The sequence below is a fragment of the Streptomyces sp. NPDC006872 genome, from assembly GCF_040635845.1.
In the GTDB taxonomy this organism is placed as follows: Bacteria; Actinomycetota; Actinomycetes; order Streptomycetales; family Streptomycetaceae; genus Streptomyces.
The window spans coordinates 1-17655 of the sequence record NZ_JBEYIL010000018.1 but is presented as its reverse complement, the minus strand read 5'-3'; the positions used below and the strand labels follow the sequence as shown (position 1 = coordinate 17655).

The 17655-nt window shown below is 71.9% G+C and carries 17 protein-coding genes; 9 read left to right on the top strand and 8 right to left on the bottom strand.

Annotated features, from left to right (window positions below; translation table 11 throughout):
- The first annotated feature begins 6 nt into the window (after positions 1-6).
- Positions 7-1479 (top strand): hypothetical protein, encoded by a 1473-nt coding sequence (locus ABZ725_RS39625; protein ID WP_358807233.1) that lies wholly within the window; start codon positions 7-9, stop codon positions 1477-1479.
- On the opposite strand, the gene ABZ725_RS39620 is transcribed toward ABZ725_RS39625, so the two are convergent.
- The 3 genes from ABZ725_RS39620 to ABZ725_RS39610 form a co-directional block, all read right to left on the bottom strand.
- A complete protein-coding gene (locus ABZ725_RS39620; RefSeq protein WP_358807232.1) occupies positions 1476-2126 on the bottom strand; it encodes a class I SAM-dependent methyltransferase in 651 nt (216 codons plus the stop codon). The genes ABZ725_RS39625 and ABZ725_RS39620 overlap by 4 nt on opposite strands.
- Positions 2127-2211: 85 nt before the next feature.
- Complete coding sequence (locus ABZ725_RS39615) at positions 2212-3237, bottom strand: helix-turn-helix domain-containing protein (RefSeq protein WP_358807231.1); 1026 nt, start codon at positions 3235-3237, stop codon at positions 2212-2214.
- Between the two features lie 60 nt (positions 3238-3297).
- The gene (locus ABZ725_RS39610; RefSeq protein ID WP_358807230.1) at positions 3298-5055 is read right to left on the bottom strand and encodes an MFS transporter; all 1758 of its coding nucleotides are present in this window, start codon (positions 5053-5055) and stop codon (positions 3298-3300) included.
- A 250-nt stretch (positions 5056-5305) separates the two neighbouring features.
- Here ABZ725_RS39610 and ABZ725_RS39605 point away from each other — a divergent pair, with 250 nt between their 5' ends.
- The 6 genes from ABZ725_RS39605 (at position 5306) to ABZ725_RS39580 (ending at position 10437) form a co-directional block, all read left to right on the top strand.
- Positions 5306-5860, top strand: coding sequence for a SigE family RNA polymerase sigma factor (locus ABZ725_RS39605; RefSeq protein ID WP_351911261.1), 555 nt, complete (start codon positions 5306-5308; stop codon positions 5858-5860).
- A gap of 29 nt (positions 5861-5889) precedes the next feature.
- Positions 5890-6693, top strand: coding sequence for a hypothetical protein (locus ABZ725_RS39600; RefSeq protein WP_358807229.1), 804 nt, complete (start codon positions 5890-5892; stop codon positions 6691-6693).
- 246 nt (positions 6694-6939) lie between these two features.
- Positions 6940-7938 (top strand): N-acetylmuramoyl-L-alanine amidase, encoded by a 999-nt coding sequence (locus ABZ725_RS39595; RefSeq protein WP_358807228.1) that lies wholly within the window; start codon positions 6940-6942, stop codon positions 7936-7938.
- 187 nt (positions 7939-8125) lie between these two features.
- The gene (locus ABZ725_RS39590) at positions 8126-8959 is read left to right on the top strand and encodes a hypothetical protein (RefSeq protein ID WP_358807227.1); all 834 of its coding nucleotides are present in this window, start codon (positions 8126-8128) and stop codon (positions 8957-8959) included.
- 116 nt (positions 8960-9075) lie between these two features.
- On the top strand, positions 9076-10086 hold the full coding sequence (locus ABZ725_RS39585; protein WP_358807226.1) for an LLM class F420-dependent oxidoreductase: 1011 nt from the start codon (positions 9076-9078) through the stop codon (positions 10084-10086).
- Positions 10087-10143: 57 nt separating this feature from the next.
- Complete coding sequence (locus tag ABZ725_RS39580; protein ID WP_358807225.1) at positions 10144-10437, top strand: hypothetical protein; 294 nt, start codon at positions 10144-10146, stop codon at positions 10435-10437.
- Between the two features lie 105 nt (positions 10438-10542).
- Here ABZ725_RS39580 and ABZ725_RS39575 read toward each other — a convergent pair whose 3' ends face one another.
- From ABZ725_RS39575 to ABZ725_RS39565, 3 genes are read right to left on the bottom strand one after another with little or no spacing between them, the layout of a single operon-like run.
- Positions 10543-11613 (bottom strand): prenyltransferase, encoded by a 1071-nt coding sequence (locus ABZ725_RS39575; RefSeq protein ID WP_358807224.1) that lies wholly within the window; start codon positions 11611-11613, stop codon positions 10543-10545.
- Positions 11610-12353 (bottom strand): class I SAM-dependent methyltransferase, encoded by a 744-nt coding sequence (locus ABZ725_RS39570; protein WP_351911268.1) that lies wholly within the window; start codon positions 12351-12353, stop codon positions 11610-11612. Before ABZ725_RS39570 ends, ABZ725_RS39575 begins: the two co-directional genes overlap by 4 nt.
- Positions 12347-13792: a glycosyltransferase family 4 protein gene (locus tag ABZ725_RS39565; RefSeq protein ID WP_358807223.1), complete on the bottom strand. Its 1446-nt coding sequence runs from the start codon at positions 13790-13792 to the stop codon at positions 12347-12349. The genes ABZ725_RS39570 and ABZ725_RS39565 overlap by 7 nt, the downstream gene beginning before the upstream one ends.
- Positions 13793-13992: 200 nt before the next feature.
- Between ABZ725_RS39565 and ABZ725_RS39560 the strand changes: the two genes are divergently transcribed.
- Positions 13993-14622, top strand: a complete 630-nt coding sequence (locus ABZ725_RS39560; protein ID WP_358807222.1) for a TetR family transcriptional regulator — start codon at positions 13993-13995, stop codon at positions 14620-14622.
- A gap of 217 nt (positions 14623-14839) precedes the next feature.
- Here ABZ725_RS39560 and ABZ725_RS39555 read toward each other — a convergent pair whose 3' ends face one another.
- Positions 14840-15073 carry a ferredoxin gene (locus ABZ725_RS39555; protein ID WP_358807221.1) on the bottom strand — a complete coding sequence of 78 codons (234 nt, stop codon included), beginning with the start codon at positions 15071-15073 and terminating at the stop codon, positions 14840-14842.
- A 7-nt stretch (positions 15074-15080) separates the two neighbouring features.
- On the bottom strand, positions 15081-16538 hold the full coding sequence (locus ABZ725_RS39550; protein WP_358807220.1) for an aldehyde dehydrogenase: 1458 nt from the start codon (positions 16536-16538) through the stop codon (positions 15081-15083).
- A gap of 112 nt (positions 16539-16650) precedes the next feature.
- Here ABZ725_RS39550 and ABZ725_RS39545 point away from each other — a divergent pair.
- A partial coding sequence (locus tag ABZ725_RS39545) for an MBL fold metallo-hydrolase (protein ID WP_358807219.1) occupies positions 16651-17655 on the top strand: 1005 nt, incomplete at its 3' end.

The window sequence follows — 17655 nt, the reverse complement described above, 5'->3', positions numbered from 1 at the left end:
GCCCGCATGCTCCTACCCATACGGAAGCGTGCGGTCCGGCACCTGGCCGCCCTGGTGTCGGGTCTCGCCGCCGCCGTCCTCGCCATGGCCGCGGCGCCCGCCGCGGCCGACGAGTCCGGACAGGTCGTGCTGCGCTTCGAGACCGCGGCGACCTACGTCATGTACAACGCCGACGAGGGAGCGAAGGCCCAGAACGACGAATTCGTCGTGCCGGTCTTCGTCGAGGCGAGCAAGGGCGGGCCCGCGCGCAACGTCCGGGTCGTCGTGGACGCGTCAGGGCTGACCGGCGTCGCCCGGCTCGGGGAGAACCGCGCGTGTGCGGCCGAGGGCCCGATCTACACCTGCGAGTACGGCGACCTGCAGAACGGCGACGGCGAGAGCTACCGGCCCCTCACCCTCCTCGGCGTGGACGGCGTCCAGCCGGGCGCCGCCGGGACGGTGACGTACACCGCGACCGCCGACAACGCGGCCCCGGTCACCGGCGCCACCCGGATGACCGTCGGCGGTCCGACGCTGTCCGCGCCCGGGCAGGAGAAGGGCGTGAGCGGGCTGGCCCCGGGCACCCCCACGAACCTCACCCCGAGGCTCGCCAACAACACCCGGTTCCCCGCCACGAAGGGCGTGGCGCTCCAGGTCGACGTGTCGGACGGGGTGACGCTGACGGCCCGGCACAGCAACTGCTTCTACGCGGGCCCCGCGCCCACCTCGGCATGGTGCACGTTCCCCACGAAGGCCGCGGCGGGCGCCGCCTACCGCACGAGCGCCCCGCTGGTCTACACGCTCACCCCGCCCGGGCAGCTGACCGGCGAGGTGAGCTACAGCTGGTCGTCGGCGCCGCAGCAGCCCGCCGACCACACCGTGCGCGGCACGGGCGCCCCGCTCACCCTGGTCCCGACCGCGCGCCAGGCCTTCGACGACAGTCATGGCAGGGTCGGGATCACCACCACCGTGCAGGCCGACTACCGTCCGGTCACCGCGACCGTGCGGGGCCGGGTCGGCAGCACGGTGAAGGTGCGGCTCGGGCTGAAGGACCTCGGCCCCGGCCGGATCCAGGGCTCCGAGGAGCTGGGCCGCTTCGAGGTGGTCCCGCCGGAGGGCACCACGGTCACCTCGATCCCGTACGAGTTCGAGGAGGACGGCAAAAAGTGGGCGTGCGACCGGCCGGAGAAGCCCGGCGGGGCGTTCGTCTGCGAGATCGGCTACGACTCGTTCTACGACGTACGGCACGAAGGCGGGACGACCGCCATCGACTTCCACATCCGTATCGACCGGCAGGTGCCGGGTGCGAAGGGCAGCATCCGCACGTACAACCCGTTCGACCGCACCCCCGCCAACGACGTCGCCGTCATTCCGCTGGAGGCGTCACCGGCGCCGCTCTACCTGCCGTCCCGGCACCCCGTCGTGTGGACGGCCGTCGGCGCCCTGCTGGTCGTCGTCGTTGCCGGGGTCCGGTACCGCCGTCGGCTGAATCGAGCCTAGATCCCCTTGCCCGTGCGCCGCAGCACCCGCAGTGAGCCGGTGTCCGAGACCTCCGTGAAGGCGCCGGAGGCAAGGGCGCGCAGGTAGACGCGGTAGGGGGCCTGGCCGGTGAACTCGTCGACCGGGTCGGGGAACACGTCGTGGATGACGAGGAGGCCGCCCTCGGCGACCTGCGGGGCCCAGCCCTCGTAGTCGGAGGCGGCATGCTCGTCGGTGTGACCGCCGTCGACGAAGACGAGGCCGAGGGGCGAGTTCCAGAACGCGGCGATCTGCGGCGAGCGTCCGACCAGGGCGACGACATGCTCCTCCAGACCCGCCCGGTGCAGGGTCCGGCGGAAGGTGGGCAGTGTGTCCATCAGGCCGATCTCGGGGTCGACGGTCTCCGGGTCGTGGTACTCCCAGCCCGGCTGCTGCTCCTCGCTGCCCCGGTGGTGGTCGAGCGTGAGCGCGGTGACCCCGGCGGCGCGGGCCGCGTCGGCGAGCAGGATCGTCGAACGCCCGCAGTAGGTGCCGACCTCCAGCAACGGCAGTCCGAGCGCACCAGCCTCGACGGCGGCCGCGTACAGCGCGAGCCCCTCGTCGACGGGCATGAAGCCCTTCGCCGCCTCGAACGCGGCGAGGATCTCGGGCGCGGGTGCCGCGGGCATGGGGGCCTGCCTTCCGATGGTCGTACGACGGTGTCGGCGGCCCATGCTGCCGTACGCCCCGCGGGTCGTCGACCGAGGGGTGGGACTACCGCCCCGGCTCCTGCTCCTGCTGCCGCTCGTGCTCCGCCCGGAGCCGGTACTCGCTGGGCGTGACGCCGTACGCGGTGCGGAAGGCGCGGGTGAAGTCGGAGGCGCGGGGCATGCCCCAGCGTGCGGCGACGGTGTGGATGGAGGTGGCGTGCAGCGCGGGGTCGGCCAGGTCGCGGCGGGCGCCCGCCAGCCGCTGGTCGCGGATCCAGGCGGCGACGGTGTCGCCCTGGGTGCGCTGCTGGAAGATGCGGTGGAGATAGCTGAGCGAGATGTGGTGGGCGGCCGCGATCACGGTCGGGGTCAGCGTCGGGTCGTGCAGGTTCTGCCGGATGAACGCCCGGATGCGGTCCACGGTGACCCGGTGGCGGGTCTCCGGGTCCAGGGCGTCCTCCGTCTCCAGGAGGTGGGCGAGCCAGGCCGACACCAGGTCGAGGACGATCCTGCCCAGGCGGGGCGCGTCGGACGGCCCGAGGTGCTGGGCCTGCCGGTCCAGGCCGACGAGGAAGTCGGTGAGCAGGGCGCCGACGCCGTCCTGCCCGGGCAGCCGTCGGCACAGCAGGTCCCGGACCAGGTGCGGCGGCACGGACAGCAGCGCCTTGGGGAAGTCCACGCCCACGCCCTGGACGACCTGCCGGCCCCGGTCGTCGTAGGAGGGGGCGCCGTGGGGGAGGACGTCGTAGGGGCGTGAGCTGTCGGTCATGAGCAGGTCGCGCGGGCCGAAGGTGTTGGCCCGCCCGATGTGTTCGACCGCGAGTCCGCCCTGGATCAGCAACGTCAGGTGGTAGCGCTCGGGGTCCGACCGGCGGACCAGCCGCTGGTTGCGCCGGAACCGGGACGGCTGGTACGACGTCGGCCACACGGTGACCGGTCCCAGCTCCATGAGGTGGTACTCGGCCCAGAAGTCGGCGGCGTGCGGGCTGGTGATCTCGCTGGGCGAGCGGGTCGTGGTGAGCAGATCCCGCCAGAGGTCGAGCCTGCCCTCCGCGGGTACGTCGTCGGTGCGGAACACCGTCCCGAGCATGCGTCGCCTCCGATCCTTGGCCCCGGAACCCCGGGGCCAAGGATAGGTGCGCCCCTGCCCTCAGCGAGCGGCGAGGGTCTCCTCGGTCTCCTCGGGCAGCGGCAGGGTGAGGTCCAGGGCGACCGCCCGCTCGTCGCCCGCGTGGGTCGCGGCGCTCGCCAGCGGGCCGTGGCCGGTGGCCTTGGCGGCGAGGACGTACGCGCCCTGGGCCGGGACGGCGAGGGCGTAGCTGCCGTCCTGGGACGACAGGGTGGCTCCGGCCTGCCGGCCGCGGCGGTCGATCAGGGTGACCTTGGCGCGGGCGACCGGGGTGCCGGCGGAGTCCAGGACCCGGCCGCGGAAGCCCCGCAGGACTGCCTCGGCGCGCTCCAGGTTGGCGTCCTCCTCGCTGCTGGCGCGCAGCTGCGTGGCCGTCGACGGGCGCGGCCGGCCGGGCAGGAAGAGCGCGAGGAGCAGGCCGATCGCGACGGCGGCCGTGGCGATCAGGAAGGAGACGCGGAAGCCGTGCATGGTCGGGACCGCTACGCCGCCGACGTCGTTCGCGGTGTTGGCCAGGACCATGCCGATGACGGCGCTGGACACCGAGGTGCCGATGGACCGCATCAGGGTGTTGAGGCCGTTGGCCGCGCCGGTCTCCGAGGCGGGGACCGCGCCGACGATCAGCGCGGGGAGGGAGGAGTAGGCGAGGCCGATGCCGGCGCCCAGGACGACCGCGATGACGAGGCTCTGCCAGGCGGCGCTCATCAGGCCGAGTCCGGCGCCGTAGCCGATCGCGATGATCAGCATGCCGAGGATCAGGGTCACCTTGGGGCCGTACTTCGCGGACAGCTTGGCGTAGACGGGCGCGGTGATCATCATCGTCAGACCGAGCGGTGCGACGAGCAGACCGGCGGTGACCATCGACTGGCCGAGTCCGTAGCCGGTGGCCTTCGGCAGCTGGAGAAGCTGCGGGAGCACCAGGGAGACGACGTAGAACGAGACGCCGACCATGATCGAGGCGAGGTTGGTGAAGAGGACGGCGGGGCGGGCCGTGGTGCGCAGGTCGACCAGCGGGGCCTTCAGCCGCAGCTCCATCACGCCCCACAGCAGGAGGACGACGGCCGCGGCGGCGAACAGGCCGAGCGTGGTGCCGGAGGTCCAGCCCCAGTCGCTGCCCTTGGTGATCGGCAGGAGGAAGAGGACGAGCCCGGTGGAGAGGCCGATCGCGCCGAGCACGTCGAAGGTGCCCTCGGCGCGGGCCGGGGACTCGGGGACGACGAGGAGGGTGAGGCCGATGGCGAGGACGCCGAGGCCGGCGGCGCCGTAGAAGAGGGCGTGCCAGTCGGCGTGCTGGGCGACCAGGGCCGCGGCGGGCAGGGCGAGGCCGCCGCCGACGCCGATGGAGGAGCTCATCAGGGCCATCGCCGAGCCGAGCTTCTCGCGGGGCAGCATGTCCCGCATCAGGCCGATGCCCAGCGGGATCGCGCCCATGGCGAAGCCCTGGAGGGTACGGCCGACGATCATCGTGAGCAGGTCGCTGGTGAGCGCGCTGACCAGGGCGCCGACGACCATCACCGCGAGGCTGAGGATCAGCAGCCGCCGCTTGCCGTACAGGTCGCCGAGGCGGCCCATGATCGGGGTGGCCACGGCGCCGGAGAGAAGGGTGGAGGTCAGGACCCAGGTGGCGTTGCTGGGCTCGGTGCCCAGCAGCTGCGGCAGGTCCTTGATGACCGGGACGAGCAGGGTCTGCATCACCGCGACCACGATGCCCGCGAAGGCGAGCACCGGGACGACGGCTCCGCTCGCTTGGCGGGTGGGCCGGTCGGTCGTGTGCGTCATGAGGTGGTGCCTCCGGGGCGGTGGTTCGGGGATTACATGGGACCTGAACCTGTACGCATGGGCAACTATTCCGATGCTTCGGCGTACTAACGATTTCTTTAGGTTCTCTTGGGAAACGGGACCGTGGCGCCGGGCTGTGACTGCTGTGGCCGCTGTGACTGCTGTGGCTGTCGCGGAGAATCTCTCCCTCCCGAGGCAACGATCCGGACCGCTCATGGCCTCCTTTGAACATCTAGGAGGTGCAGTGCCCATGGGGGATCGGGATCGGGATGGGAAGCAGGACAGGGACACGGAGTTCCAGGCCTTCGTCGTCGGCCGCTGGCCGCGGCTGATGCGCACGGCCTTTCTCCTCACGGGGGAGCAGCACGCCGCGGAGGACCTGGTCCAGTCGACGCTGGAACAGGTCTACGTGGCCTGGCGCCGGGTCGGCGCAGCCGACGAGCCGGAGGCTTACGTACGGCGCGTGATGATCAACGCGCATGCACGCAAGTACCGCAGGAAGCTCCGAGAGCTGCTCGCGCCGAGGGACGACGGCTCGGGCCCGGCGCACGAGGTCGCCGACACCGGCGACCTGATCGCCCGGGCCGACGACCGGCACACCCTGCTGAAGGCGCTGGCCGCGCTGCCGCCACGGCAGCGGGAGGCGGTGGTGCTGCGCTACTGGGAGGACCTGACCGAGACGCAGACGGCCGAGGCGATGGGCTGTTCGGTCGGCACGGTGAAGAGCAACGCGGCCAAGGGGATCGCGAAACTGCGCGCCATACCGGAACTGGCGGACACGGTGACGTACGGAGGGCGGAAGTGATGAACGCGGACCGGGAGACGAGCCACGACATGACACAGCACGACATCGCCGTCCTGCTGGCCGAGGCCGCGGACGAGGTCGAGATCGGCATAGCCCCCACCCAGGCACTGATCCGCGGCGGCCGCCGCCGCAGGGCCCGCCGCTGGGCGGTCGCCACGGCCACGGCCCTGGTGGTCGCCGGCTCCACGGGGGCGCTGGCGGCGGGCGGCCTGCCGGGCGGCGGCGGAGAGCGGGTGACACCGGCGGCGACGCAGCCGGCGGCCACCGGGACGGCGTCGTCGTTCCGGCCCACGACCAGCATCACCCTCTGGACCGGCACGGACGGCGGCAAAGAATGGCAGGTCACGCTCGACGTCTGGCCGGCGCCGGCCGACGTGCGGGACGCCCGGGCCATGATGAACGCGATGGAGGAGTACGGCGAGACCCCGACGGCCGCGAACACGGCCGCCGACCTGGTCGGCAGGAGCGCGTACTTCGTGTACCGCGGCACCGAGGCGAACGGCGTCGCCTGGCAGCACCTGACCCTGCACGGCCTGACCGCCGCAGGGGACACCATGTCGGGCACGGCCATGGACGCCTTCGCGGTTCCGCTCGACCCGACCGCCGAAGGGCCCGACCGGCTGGTGATCGGCCATGTGGCCAAGACCGCCCGACAGGTGACCTGCACCTGGAAGAACGGCACGAAGACCGAGGTCGGCAGGGCCCCTTCGAACGCCGCCGGAGACGGCGTCGCCGCCCCGGCCCTCCGCACGGCCGACGGCTCCCCGTACGACTGGTTCGCCTGTCTGGCCCCACAAGGCACCGAGTACGAGTCGGCGGAGGTGACGCGTTAGGGGTGCCCGTTAGGGCCTGTCGTTTGGATCAGGTCGCAGGAAATCGGCGGTGCCGAATCAGCGCCGGTGAGCGGGGTGTGGTGCGTGCAGCTGCAAGGCGGAGGAGGGAGTCGACGCGATGGGGGTCCCCCCGCTCGAGCGCAGCCGAGAGTGGGGGAGTCGGCGACTGACGACAACGCCGCAGATGTGCGTGCCACACCCCGCGTCTGCGGCGTGATCCAAACGACAGGCCCTAGGGTGGCAGGCGTGTCGTACACAGGCTCGAACTCCGGCCCCGTCGATCCCTTCGGCGCTTCCGACCCCTTCGGCCCTCCGCCGCCGCGCCGCTCGCCGCCGCGCCGCCCGCTGGCCTTGGCGCTCGCCGTGCTCGTGCCCGGGGCGCTGCTGGGCTGGCTGGCGTTCGAGACGCTGGGCGGAACCGGGAACGGCGGGAGCGACGGGGGCGGCGGAGCGGACCGGGTGGCCGGTGCGGGGGCGGGCGCCTCTGCCGGCGCCGGCGTCCTCGACCCCACCCCGGCCGGCGGCAACGAGAAGCCGGGCACGCTCACCGCGTCGCCGAGCGAGAGCGCGGCCGGCCTCGCGGGCAAGGTCGTCGTCATCGACCCCGGGCACAACCCCACCAACGTCGAGCACACCGCCGAGATCAACCGCAAGGTGGACATCGGCACCAACCGGAAGGAGTGCGACACGACGGGTACGTCCACGAACTCGGGTTACAGCGAGGCGGAGTTCACGCTGGACGTGGCCCACCGGTTGCGCACGCTGCTGCAACAGCAGGGCGCCACGGTGAAGCTGACGCAGGACGCGGACCGGCCGTTCGGCCCGTGTGTCGACGAGCGGGCGAGGATCGGGAACACGGCGCACGCCGACGCGGTCGTCTCGATCCACGCCGACGGCGCCGGGGCCGGGCAGCGCGGCTTCCATGTGATCCTGCCGGGCGCGGTGCACGAGGGCATCGCCGACAACCGGGGCATCGTCGCCCCGTCGAAGGACCTCGGAAAGCTGATCGCGGGCGACTTCGCCCGCACGACGGGCACTTCGCCGTCCAACTACGTCGGGGACGGAACCGGTCTCGTCACGCGTGAGGACCTGGGCGGTCTCAATCTGTCAACGGTTCCCAAGGTGTTCATCGAGTGCGGCAACATGCGCGATACCAAGGACGCGGCGCTGCTGACCAGCAGCGCCTGGCGGCAGCAGGCGGCGCGAGGGATCTCTGAGGGAATCGTGAGTTTCCTGCGCGGGTAGTGATCAGCGGACTGATCCGGGCGGACAGCTCAATCGTGCGGACGATAGTGTCGTCCCTACGATGAGGGGCCACCCCCGCGCTTCACACAGGGGCCTTACGGCGACATGGTGACAGCGACGCCTCCACCCGCTACGTGTATGCGTACACGCGTGTACCGACGACGAGACGACTGACGAAGGACCTGAAGTGAATATCCGCTCCCTCACTCGAGGCGACGGCGTGGTGATCGGAGCAGCGGTATTGCTGTTCATCGCGTCGTTCCTGGACAACTACTCGTACGACGGCGTCGCCAGCGGTCTCGACATCCCCAGCCTCTGGTCGAGCGGACCGGTCCTGCTCAGCGTCGTCCTCGCAGGCCTCATCGGCGCCGCGCTCATCGTCGTGGCCCGTGCGCTGCCGCAGCCCCGCAAGGTCGCCGGTCTGGACCTCGGCCCGTTCGGCGTGGCCTTCGTGGTCTTCGCCGCGTGGAGCGCGCTGGGCAACGTCATCGACCCGATCGGCGGCCTGGACAACTTCGGCGGCGACAACTCCAACGCCCCCTCCGCCGGCACCGGTCTGATCCTCGCCCTGGTCGCCACGCTGGTGATGGCCGGCGGCGCGATCGCCACTCCGCTGGTCCCCGCGCTCCAGGCCGGGCTCATCCCGGCGCCGAAGCCTCCGACGCCCCAGCCGTACGGCGCGCAGCCGCCCGCCGGTTACGGCTACCCGGGCGCGCCGCAGCCGTCGGCGTTCGGCACTCCGCCGCAGCAGGGCCAGCCCGGTCAGCCGGGTCCGCAGTCGTTCGGCGGCGGTCAGCCGGGTCCGGTGCAGCCGCCGGCCGGGGACTTCTCGCCGTTCTGGTTCGCGGTGCCGGTGCCGCGTCCGCTGTACGCGGAGGACGGTGCGCCGCTGCCCATCGCCGAACTGGCGCCGGGCACCTGGTACCTGGCGGTCGAGCAGGGCGGCCAGGGTCTGGTCGCCCAGACGCAGGACGGCCGTCGCGGTGTCCTGCGGGACACCTCCGGCATCCAGCGCGGCTGAGTCCCACCCCCGCGCAGCACCTGTACGACAACGGCCCCCCGCCCTTCCGGGCGGGGGGCCGTTGTCGTACAGTCGCAGCCCACCTCTGTGATCTGACGAACCGTCAGGAGGCAGTCATGCGGCTCGGTCTGGCGCTCGGCTACTGGGGCCGCGGCCCCTCCCCCGACCACGTGGAGCTGGCGCGTGAAGCGGAACGGCTCGGCTACGACTCCGTGTGGACGGCGGAGGCCTGGGGCTCGGACGCCTTCACCGCCCTGACCTGGATCGCCGCCCGGACGTCGACGATCCGGCTGGGCACGGCGGTGGCCCAGATGGCGGCCCGCTCCCCCACCACGACCGCGATGCACGCCCTGACCCTGGACCATCTGTCCGGCGGCCGCATGATGCTGGGGCTGGGCCTGTCGGGTCCCCAGGTCGTCGAGGGCTGGTACGGCCGCCCGTTCCCGAAGTCGCCGCTGACCGCGACCCGGGAGTACGTGGACGTCGTCCGGCAGGTGCTGCGGCGCGAGGGGCCGGTGGAGGCGGCCGGACGGTTCCACGCCCATCCCTACCGCGGGCCGGACGCGACGGGCCTCGGCCGGCCGCTCAAGTCGATCACCCACCCCCTCCGCCCCGACCTGCCGGTGCTGCTGGGCGCGGAGGGGCCGAAGAACGTGGCCCAGACGATCCGCATCGCCGACGGCTGGCTGCCGCTGTACTGGTCGCCGAACCGGCCGGACGCGTACGGCCCGGCGGTGGCCGAGCTGCCCGAGGGCTTCCGGGTGGCCCCCCTGGCGCGGGCGCGGGTCTGCGACGACCTCGCCGAGGGACTGCTGCCCGTGAAGGCCATGCTGGGCTTCTACATCGGCGGCATGGGCCACGCCACCCGCAACTTCCACGCCGACCTGATGGCACGCATGGGCTACGAGGCGGAGGCCCGGCACATCCAGGAGCTGTTCCTGGCCGGCCGGCGCGAGGAGGCCGTACTCGCCGTCCCGGACGCCTTCGCCGACGAGATCTCCCTCGTCGGCCCGCGCGAACGCATCGCGGAGCGGCTGGAGCTGTGGCGCAAGGGCCCGGTGACGGACCTCCTGGTGGTGGCGCCCGACCCGCACACCCTGCGGGTGCTGGCGGAACTCACCGCCTAGGGAACGGGTTTCGCGGGGAACACGTTTCATACGGGTGCGAACGGCAACCCGAGCAGCATGTCCACTCGAAATCGCAACGGCGCCAACCAGGCAGGGACGGTCATCGCGATCGTCGCAGACGTGATGGCCCTCATCCTGGGCCTGTGGATCGTGATGTACCTGTTCGACGCCAACCGCGGCAACAGCTTCGTGGAGTTCGTCCACGACACGGCCCGCTGGCTCGCGGGCTGGTCCTACGATCTGTTCACGTTCGACGAGGCGTGGGCGAGGGTGGTGGCGGGGTACGGCCTGGCCGCGGTCGTCTACCTGTTCGTGGGCCACGCGATCGCAGGCCGCGTCCACCGCCACTGAGCAGCCACCGAGCAGCCAATCGGCAGCCGCCGAGCCACCATCGAGCAGCCACTCGGCAGCCGCCGAGCCACCCCTGAGCAATCCGCTCAGGCGCGGCCGGTCCGCTCAGGCGCAGCAGTCCGCCTCGAGCCCGGAGGGGAGTTGCTCACCGCCGAACACCGCGCAGGTGGCCTCGTGGCCGCCGAGGGCCGCGACGGCGAGCAGCAGCGAGCCCGCGGTCCAGGTGGTGAGTTCGCGGGGCCAGATCGCCTCGTCGTCGAACACGAACCCGGTCCAGTACAGCCCGGACTCCGCGTCCCGCAGATGCTGGATCGCCTGCAGGATCTCCAGCGCCCGGTCGGACTCGCCCATCGCCCAGAGCGCGAGGGCGAGTTCCGCGGACTCGCCGCCCGTCACCCACGGGTTGGGCACGACGCACCGCACGCCGAGACCGGGCACCACGAACCGCTCCCAGTCCGCCTCGATACGGGACTTGGCCTCGGCGCCGGTCAACGCGCCGCCCAGCACCGGGTAGTACCAGTCCATCGAGTAGCGGTCCTTGTCGAGGAACCGCTCCGGATGCCGTCGTATGGCGTGCCGCAGCGCGCCCGCCGCCAACTCCCAGTCCGGCTGCGCCTCTTCGCGCTGCTCGGCGATGGCGAGGGCGCAGCGCAGCGCCTGGTGGATCGAGGAGGAGCCGGTGAGCAGCGCGTCGGCGGTCGGTGTGCCGTCGTCGTCGCGCCGCCAGCCGATCTGGCCGCCCGGCTGCTGGAGCCGCAGCACGTACTCGATCGCCGCGTAGACGGCCGGCCACATGCGGTCGAGGAAGGTGTCGTCGCCGGTGGAGAGGTAGTGGTGCCAGACGCCGACGGCTATGTAGGCGACGAAGTTCGTCTCCCGGCCGCGGTCGGTGACCTCGTCGAAGTCCCCGTCGGCGTAGGCGGCGAACCACGATCCGTCGTCGTTCTGGTGCCGGGCCAGCCAGGTGTAGGCGCGGTCGGCGGCCTCGTGCTCGCCGGCCGCGTCCAGTGCCATGGCGGCCTCGGTGTGGTCCCACGGGTCGAGGTGGTGACCCCGGAACCACGGGATCGCGCCGTCCTCGCGCTGCACGGCGAGGATGCCGGCGACGGTCGCGGCGGCCTGCTCGGCGGTGAGGACCCCGGGCAGGACCAGGTGTTCTGTCCGGGGGGTGGTCACTTGGCGGCCGCCTCGGACAGCGTCGGGAGATGCGGCTTGGTCGCGTAGGCCACGAAGCTCTTGCCGATCAGCGGGTTCAGCGCCTGCTCGGCGACCCGGGTGGCCAGCGGCTTCTTCATGATGTCCCAGACCAGCAGCTTGTGGTACGCCCGCACCGGCAGCGCCTTGTCGTTGTCCACGCCGAACGCGCACTTCAGCCACCAGTACGGCGAGTGCAGCGCGTGGGCGTGATGGGTGCCGTACGGCTTCAGCCCGGCTTCCTTGATCTTCGTGAGCAGTTCGTCCGCCTTGTAGATGCGGATGTGGCCGCCCTCGACCTCGTGGTAGGCGTCGGAGAGGGTCCAGCAGACCTTCTCGGGCCCGTAGCGCGGGACGGTGATCGCGATCCGGCCGCCCGGCTTGAGCACCCGCACCATCTCCGCGAGGACGCCCTTGTCGTCCGGGATGTGCTCCATGACCTCGGAGATGATGACGACGTCGAAGGACTCGTCGGGGAAGGGCAGCGCGAGGGCGTCGCCCTCCATCGCCGTGGCGGTGGCGCCCTCCGGGGCCTCGCCGGCCTCCTTCATCGCCGCGAACCACTTGGCGACCTCGCGGATCTCCTCGGCGTTCTGGTCCAGGGCCACGACCTGCGCGCCCCGCCGGTAGCACTCGAAGGCGTGCCGGCCGGCCCCGCAGCCGAGGTCCAGGACTCGGTCGCCCGGGGCGAGCGGGAACCGGGAGAAGTCGACGGTCAGCACGTGGCCCTGCTTTCGCGATCGGATGCTTCGGTTACGACATCGACGTCGACGTCCACGTCCACGTCAGGGTCGACAGCTTGAGAAGCCGGGGCCTGGGCCTGGGCCGGGGCCGGCGCCTCGGCCGCCCGCTGGTGACGGCCGTCGGCTATCGCCTCGCGGTAGCGGGCCACGGTCCCCTCGGCGGCCCGCGCCCAGGTGAACCGTTCCAGCACCCGTTCGCGGCCGGCCGCGCCGAGCCGGGCCCGCAGCTCGGGGTCGCCCAGAAGCCGGCTCAGGCCCACGGCCAGCGCGCCCGCGTCGCCCGTCGGCACGGCCAGACAGGTCTCCCCGTCGCGCCCGGCGACCTCGGGGATCGCCCCGCCGGTCGTGGCGAGCAGCGGGGTGCCCGTGGCCATGGCCTCGGCGGCGGGCAGCGAGAAGCCCTCGTACAGCGACGGCACGCAGGCGACCTCCGCCGAGCGCACCAGGTCGACCAGTTCGGCGTCGGAGATGCCCTTGACGAACTCGACGGCGCCTTCGAGGCCGTACCGCTCGATCGCCTGGGCGACCGGCCCCTCCTGCGGGCGCTTGCCGACGACGACGAGGTGGGCCGTCGGATGCTCGGTGCGCACCTTCGCCAGCGCCTCGACGAGGAAGACCAGGCCCTTGAGCGGGACGTCCGCGCTGGACGTCGTCACGATCCGGCCCGGCACCCGCGGCACGGCCGGATCCGGCCGGAACAGGTCGGTGTCCGCGCCGATGTGGACGACGTGGATGCGGTCGTCGCGGACGCCGAGGTGGTCGATGATCTCCTGGCGGGAGGTGCCGGAGACGGTGAGCACGGACGGCAGCCGGCGCGCGACGCGCTTCTGCATGGCGGTGAACCCGTACCAGCGGCGCACGGAGTACCGCCGCCGCCATCCCTCGGCGGCGTCCAGCTCCAACTGCCGGTCGACGGTGATGGGGTGGTGGATGGTGGTGACCAGGGGCGCGCCGACGTCCCCCAACAGCCCGTAGCCCAGGGTCTGGTTGTCGTGCACGACGTCGAACTCGCCGCTCCGGGCGCGCAGATGGCGGCGGGCGCGCAGCGAGAAGGTCAGCGGTTCGGGGAAGCCGCCGGTCCACATCGTCGCCACTTCGAGGGCGTCGATCCAGTCGCGGTACTCGCCGCGCCCGGGGGTGCGGAAAGGATCCGGCTGGCGGTAGAGGTCGAGGCTGGGCAGCTCGGTGAGGGAGAGGCGGTCGTCGTGGCCCGGGTCCAGCACCGGATAGGGCTGGGAGCCGATGACCTCGACACGGTGACCGAGGCGGACGAGCTCCCGTGAGAGATGCCGTACGTAGACGCCCTGGCCCCCGCAGAACGGGTTCCCCTTATAGGTGAGGAGCGCGATGTCGAGCGGTCGCCCGCCGTCAGCGGCAAGGTCCTTCCGGGACCCCGCCTGACTGGCCTCAGCGGTCACTCCGGGCCCCCTTCTGCCTGCATTGTCCCGCGAGACTACGACGGGACGCTAATCTAGAACAAGTTTCAGACTTGATCGTTCGGGAGGCTCTGAATCTACCGGCAGGTAGCTGTGCTGTGAGCGGTGGATCAGGTGATTCGCGCCACGACCGACGGCACCACCGACGGCACGACCGACGGAACGGAACGGAAACGGGACCCATGCCTGCGGAAGTCACCCCTCAGCGCCCCGCGCACTCCCCCCTCACGGAGCGGCAGGAGGCGCGCCGCCGCCGGATCCTGCACGCGAGCGCGCAGTTGGCCAGCCGGGGCGGTTTCGACGCGGTGCAGATGCGGGAGGTCGCGGAGTCCTCGCAGGTCGCCCTCGGCACCCTCTACCGCTACTTCCCCTCCAAGGTGCACCTGCTGGTCGCCACGATGCAGGACCAGCTGGAGCATATGCACGGCACACTGCGGAAGAAGCCCCCGACGGGCGAGAACGCGGCGGACCGGGTCGCGGAGACCCTGATGCGCGCCTTCCGCGCCCTGCAACGCGAGCCGCATCTGGCCGACGCGATGGTCCGCGCGCTGACCTTCGCCGACCGCAGCGTCTCCCCGGAGGTCGACCAGGTCTCCCGGCAGACGACGGCGATCATCCTGGACTCGATGGGCCTGACCGACCCCACCCCCGAGCAGCTCTCCGCGGTCCGCGTCATCGAGCACACCTGGCACTCGGCGCTCATCACCTGGCTGTCGGGCCGCGCGTCCATCGCCCAGGTCCGGATCGACATCGAGACGGTCTGCCGCCTGATCGACGTGACGGACCCTCGGGCGGACCGGGCGGACAGATAGATAGAACCTACGAGACGAAGAGGGCTTTCCGTCAGGCCCTGTCCTGCGACCTTCCGGTCCCTCAGCTCGTCCGTCGACGTCGGCCCCAGCGGATGCCCGTACCTCTCGGCGTCTCGCCAGAGTCGGCTACTCCGGTCGAACTCCCTCATTCGCCTCGTAGGCCACTACCAGAATAGAACACGTGGGGCAAAGCAGAACACCCCAATAGGGATATTTTTCACTCTTCCGGAGGAAAGACCGGCTCCCCGCTCTCCGGCAGCGTGATCGTGATCGCCTCCACCGGGCAGCTCTCCGCCGCCGCCAGCACCCGCTCGTTCGCGTCCGTGTCCGGATCGGCCGGATGGGACTGGCGTGCGGTGTCCAGCCGGAAGCCGTCGGGCGCGTGATGGATGCACTGGGCCGACCCGATGCACAGGGAGCGGTCCACCTCGACGTGCCACCGATCCCCCATGACGGCCTCAGCCCTCCCAGCCGGCCGGCAGATGGATCATCTTGTGCTCCAGGTACGCGCTGAAGCCCTCGGGCCCGAACTCCCGCCCCAGCCCGGAGTTCTTGTAGCCGCCGAACGGGCCGAGCATGTCCAGGCTGAAGGTGTTCACCGAGTACGTCCCCGTACGGACCTGGCGCGCGATCTCGATGCCGTGCTCGACGTCGGCCGTCCAGACGCTGCCACTGAGCCCGTAGTCGGAATCGTTCGCGATCTTCAGCGCCTCGGACTCGTCGTCGTAGGGCAGCAGGCAGATCACCGGGCCGAAGATCTCCTCACGGGCGATCCGCATGGAGTTGTCGACGTCGCCGAAGAGCGTCGGCTCGACGTACCAGCCGCGGTCGAGGCCGGGCGGACGGCCGCCGCCGGTGAGGATCTTCGCGCCCTCCTCCTGGCCGATGCGGATGTAGTCGAGGTTGCGGCGCTGCTGCCGCTCGGCCACCAGCGGCCCGACCTGGGTGGCCGGGTCCAGCGGATCGCCGACCACGAGGGCGCTCGCGGCGGCGGCGAAGGCGTCCGCGAACTCGTCGTAGCGCGAGCGCGGCAGCAGGATGCGGGTCTGGGCGACACAGGCCTGCCCGTTGTTCATCCAGGCGGCCGAGACGATCCCGGGGACGGCCGTGGCGATGTCCGCGTCCGGCAGCACGATCGCCGCCGACTTGCCGCCCAGCTCCAGGGTCACCCGCGTCAGGTTCCTGGACGCCACCTCCATGACCCGCTTGCCGGCCGCGACCGAGCCCGTGAACGCGACCTTGTCGACGCCGGGGTGCCCGACCAGGTACTCGCTCACCTCGCGGTCCGCCGGCAGGATCGACAGCACACCCTCCGGCAGCCCGGCCTCCCGCGCGATGTCCGCCAGGATGTAGGCGTCGAGCGGCGTTTCCGGGGACGGCTTCAGCACCACCGTGCAGCCGGTGAGCAGCGCGGGCGCGAGCTTGGCGGCGGCCACGAACTGCGGGACGTTCCAGGGGACGACGGCCGCGACCACGCCCACCGGCTCGCGCCGGACGAGGATCTTCCCGAGCACGCCGGCGCGCCGCTCCTCGTAGGTGAAGTCCCGGGCGACGGTGATCGCCGCGTCCCACACCATCATCGCGCCGAGGGCCTGCGCGAGGACGCTCCAGGAGTAGGGGGAGCCGTTCTGCGAGGAGATCACCCGGGCGATCTCCTCATGCCGCGTGAGGATCCCGTCCTTGATCCGGGTGACCACCGCGAGCCGCTCGTCGAGCGACAGCCGCGGCCAGGGCCCCTCGTCGAAGGCCTGCCGCGCCACGGCGACGGCCCGGTCCACATCGGCCGCCGACGCGTGCGGCACCCGCCCGATGACCTCCTCGGTGTGCGGGGAGATCACCTCGATGACGGCGTCGCCGAGCGGGTCCGTCAACTCGCCGCCGATGACCAGCTTTCCGTGTTCCACGAGCTCAGCCATGTCCGCTGCCTTCATTTCTGACGGTGTCTCAGCTGTCCCCAGAACTGATACCAGTTCTAGTTATAGTGAGCAATGGCCGTGCGGCCGCGGGGCCACAGGAGGGGGCGGGCAGATGACGGCTACGTTCGATCACGGCGGGGGTGTCAGGTCTCTCCGGGTGCCGATCCCGGACAACCCGCTCGGCCACACGCTGGTGTACGTCGTCGACACCGACCGCGGGCCCGTGCTCATCGACACCGGCTGGGACGACCCGGCGTCCTGGGACGCCCTGGCCTCGGGGCTGATCGCCTGCGGCACCTCGGTCGACGCGCTGCACGGAGTCGTCGTCACCCACCACCACCCCGACCACCACGGCCTGTCGGGCAAGGTGCGGGAGGCTTCCGGGGCGTGGGTGGCGATGCACGCCGCGGACGCCTCGATCGTGCGGCGGACCCGGGAGACGCGCGCCGAACGCTGGTACACGTACATGGCGGACAAGCTCACGGCGGCCGGCGCCCCCGAGGAGCACATCGCCCCGCTGCGCACGCCCCCGGCCCGCCGCCGCACCGTCCCCGGCCTGGCGCCCGCCCTTCCCGACCGCGAGATCGTCCCCGGCGAGTTCCTCGACCTCCCCGGCCGCCGCCTGCGCGCGATCTGGACGCCGGGCCACACGCCCGGCCATGTCTGCCTCCACCTGGAGGAGGAGCATCCGGCCCAACTGCCGGGCCACGGACGCCTGTTCTCCGGCGACCATCTGCTCCCGGAGATCACCCCGCACATCGGCCTGTACGAGGATCCGGACGACGCCACCGTCACCGACCCGCTCGGCGACTACCTCGACTCCCTCGAACGCGTCGGCCGTCTCGCCCCCGCCGAGATCCTCCCGGCCCACCAGTACAGCTTCACCGACGCGCCCTCCCGGGTGGCGGAGTTGCTCACCCACCACGAGGACCGCCTCACCGGCCTGCTCACCCTCCTGGCCACCCCCCTCACCCCCTGGCAGCTCGCGGAGCGGATGGAGTGGAACCGCCCCTGGGACCAAATCCCGTACGGCTCACGGAACATCGCGGTCTCGGAGGCCGAGGCCCATCTGCGGCGACTGGTGAAGCAGGGGCACGCGGAGGCGGTGACCGGGAGC

Excerpts from the sequence above, each read along its gene's own strand:
- ABZ725_RS39560 (WP_358807222.1), top strand. The coding sequence starts at position 13,993 with ATGCCTGCGGAAGTCACCCCTCAGCGCCCCGCGCACTCCCCCCTCACG.
- ABZ725_RS39585 (WP_358807226.1), top strand. The coding sequence starts at position 9,076 with ATGCGGCTCGGTCTGGCGCTCGGCTACTGGGGCCGCGGCCCCTCCCCC.
- ABZ725_RS39600 (WP_358807229.1), top strand. The coding sequence starts at position 5,890 with ATGACACAGCACGACATCGCCGTCCTGCTGGCCGAGGCCGCGGACGAG.
- ABZ725_RS39615 (WP_358807231.1), bottom strand. The coding sequence starts at position 3,237 with ATGCTCGGGACGGTGTTCCGCACCGACGACGTACCCGCGGAGGGCAGG.
- ABZ725_RS39610 (WP_358807230.1), bottom strand. The coding sequence starts at position 5,055 with ATGACGCACACGACCGACCGGCCCACCCGCCAAGCGAGCGGAGCCGTC.
- ABZ725_RS39550 (WP_358807220.1), bottom strand. The coding sequence starts at position 16,538 with ATGGCTGAGCTCGTGGAACACGGAAAGCTGGTCATCGGCGGCGAGTTG.
- ABZ725_RS39555 (WP_358807221.1), bottom strand. The coding sequence starts at position 15,073 with ATGGGGGATCGGTGGCACGTCGAGGTGGACCGCTCCCTGTGCATCGGG.
- ABZ725_RS39620 (WP_358807232.1), bottom strand. The coding sequence starts at position 2,126 with ATGCCCGCGGCACCCGCGCCCGAGATCCTCGCCGCGTTCGAGGCGGCG.
- ABZ725_RS39625 (WP_358807233.1), top strand. The coding sequence starts at position 7 with ATGCTCCTACCCATACGGAAGCGTGCGGTCCGGCACCTGGCCGCCCTG.
- ABZ725_RS39580 (WP_358807225.1), top strand. The coding sequence starts at position 10,144 with ATGTCCACTCGAAATCGCAACGGCGCCAACCAGGCAGGGACGGTCATC.
- ABZ725_RS39605 (WP_351911261.1), top strand. The coding sequence starts at position 5,306 with ATGGGGGATCGGGATCGGGATGGGAAGCAGGACAGGGACACGGAGTTC.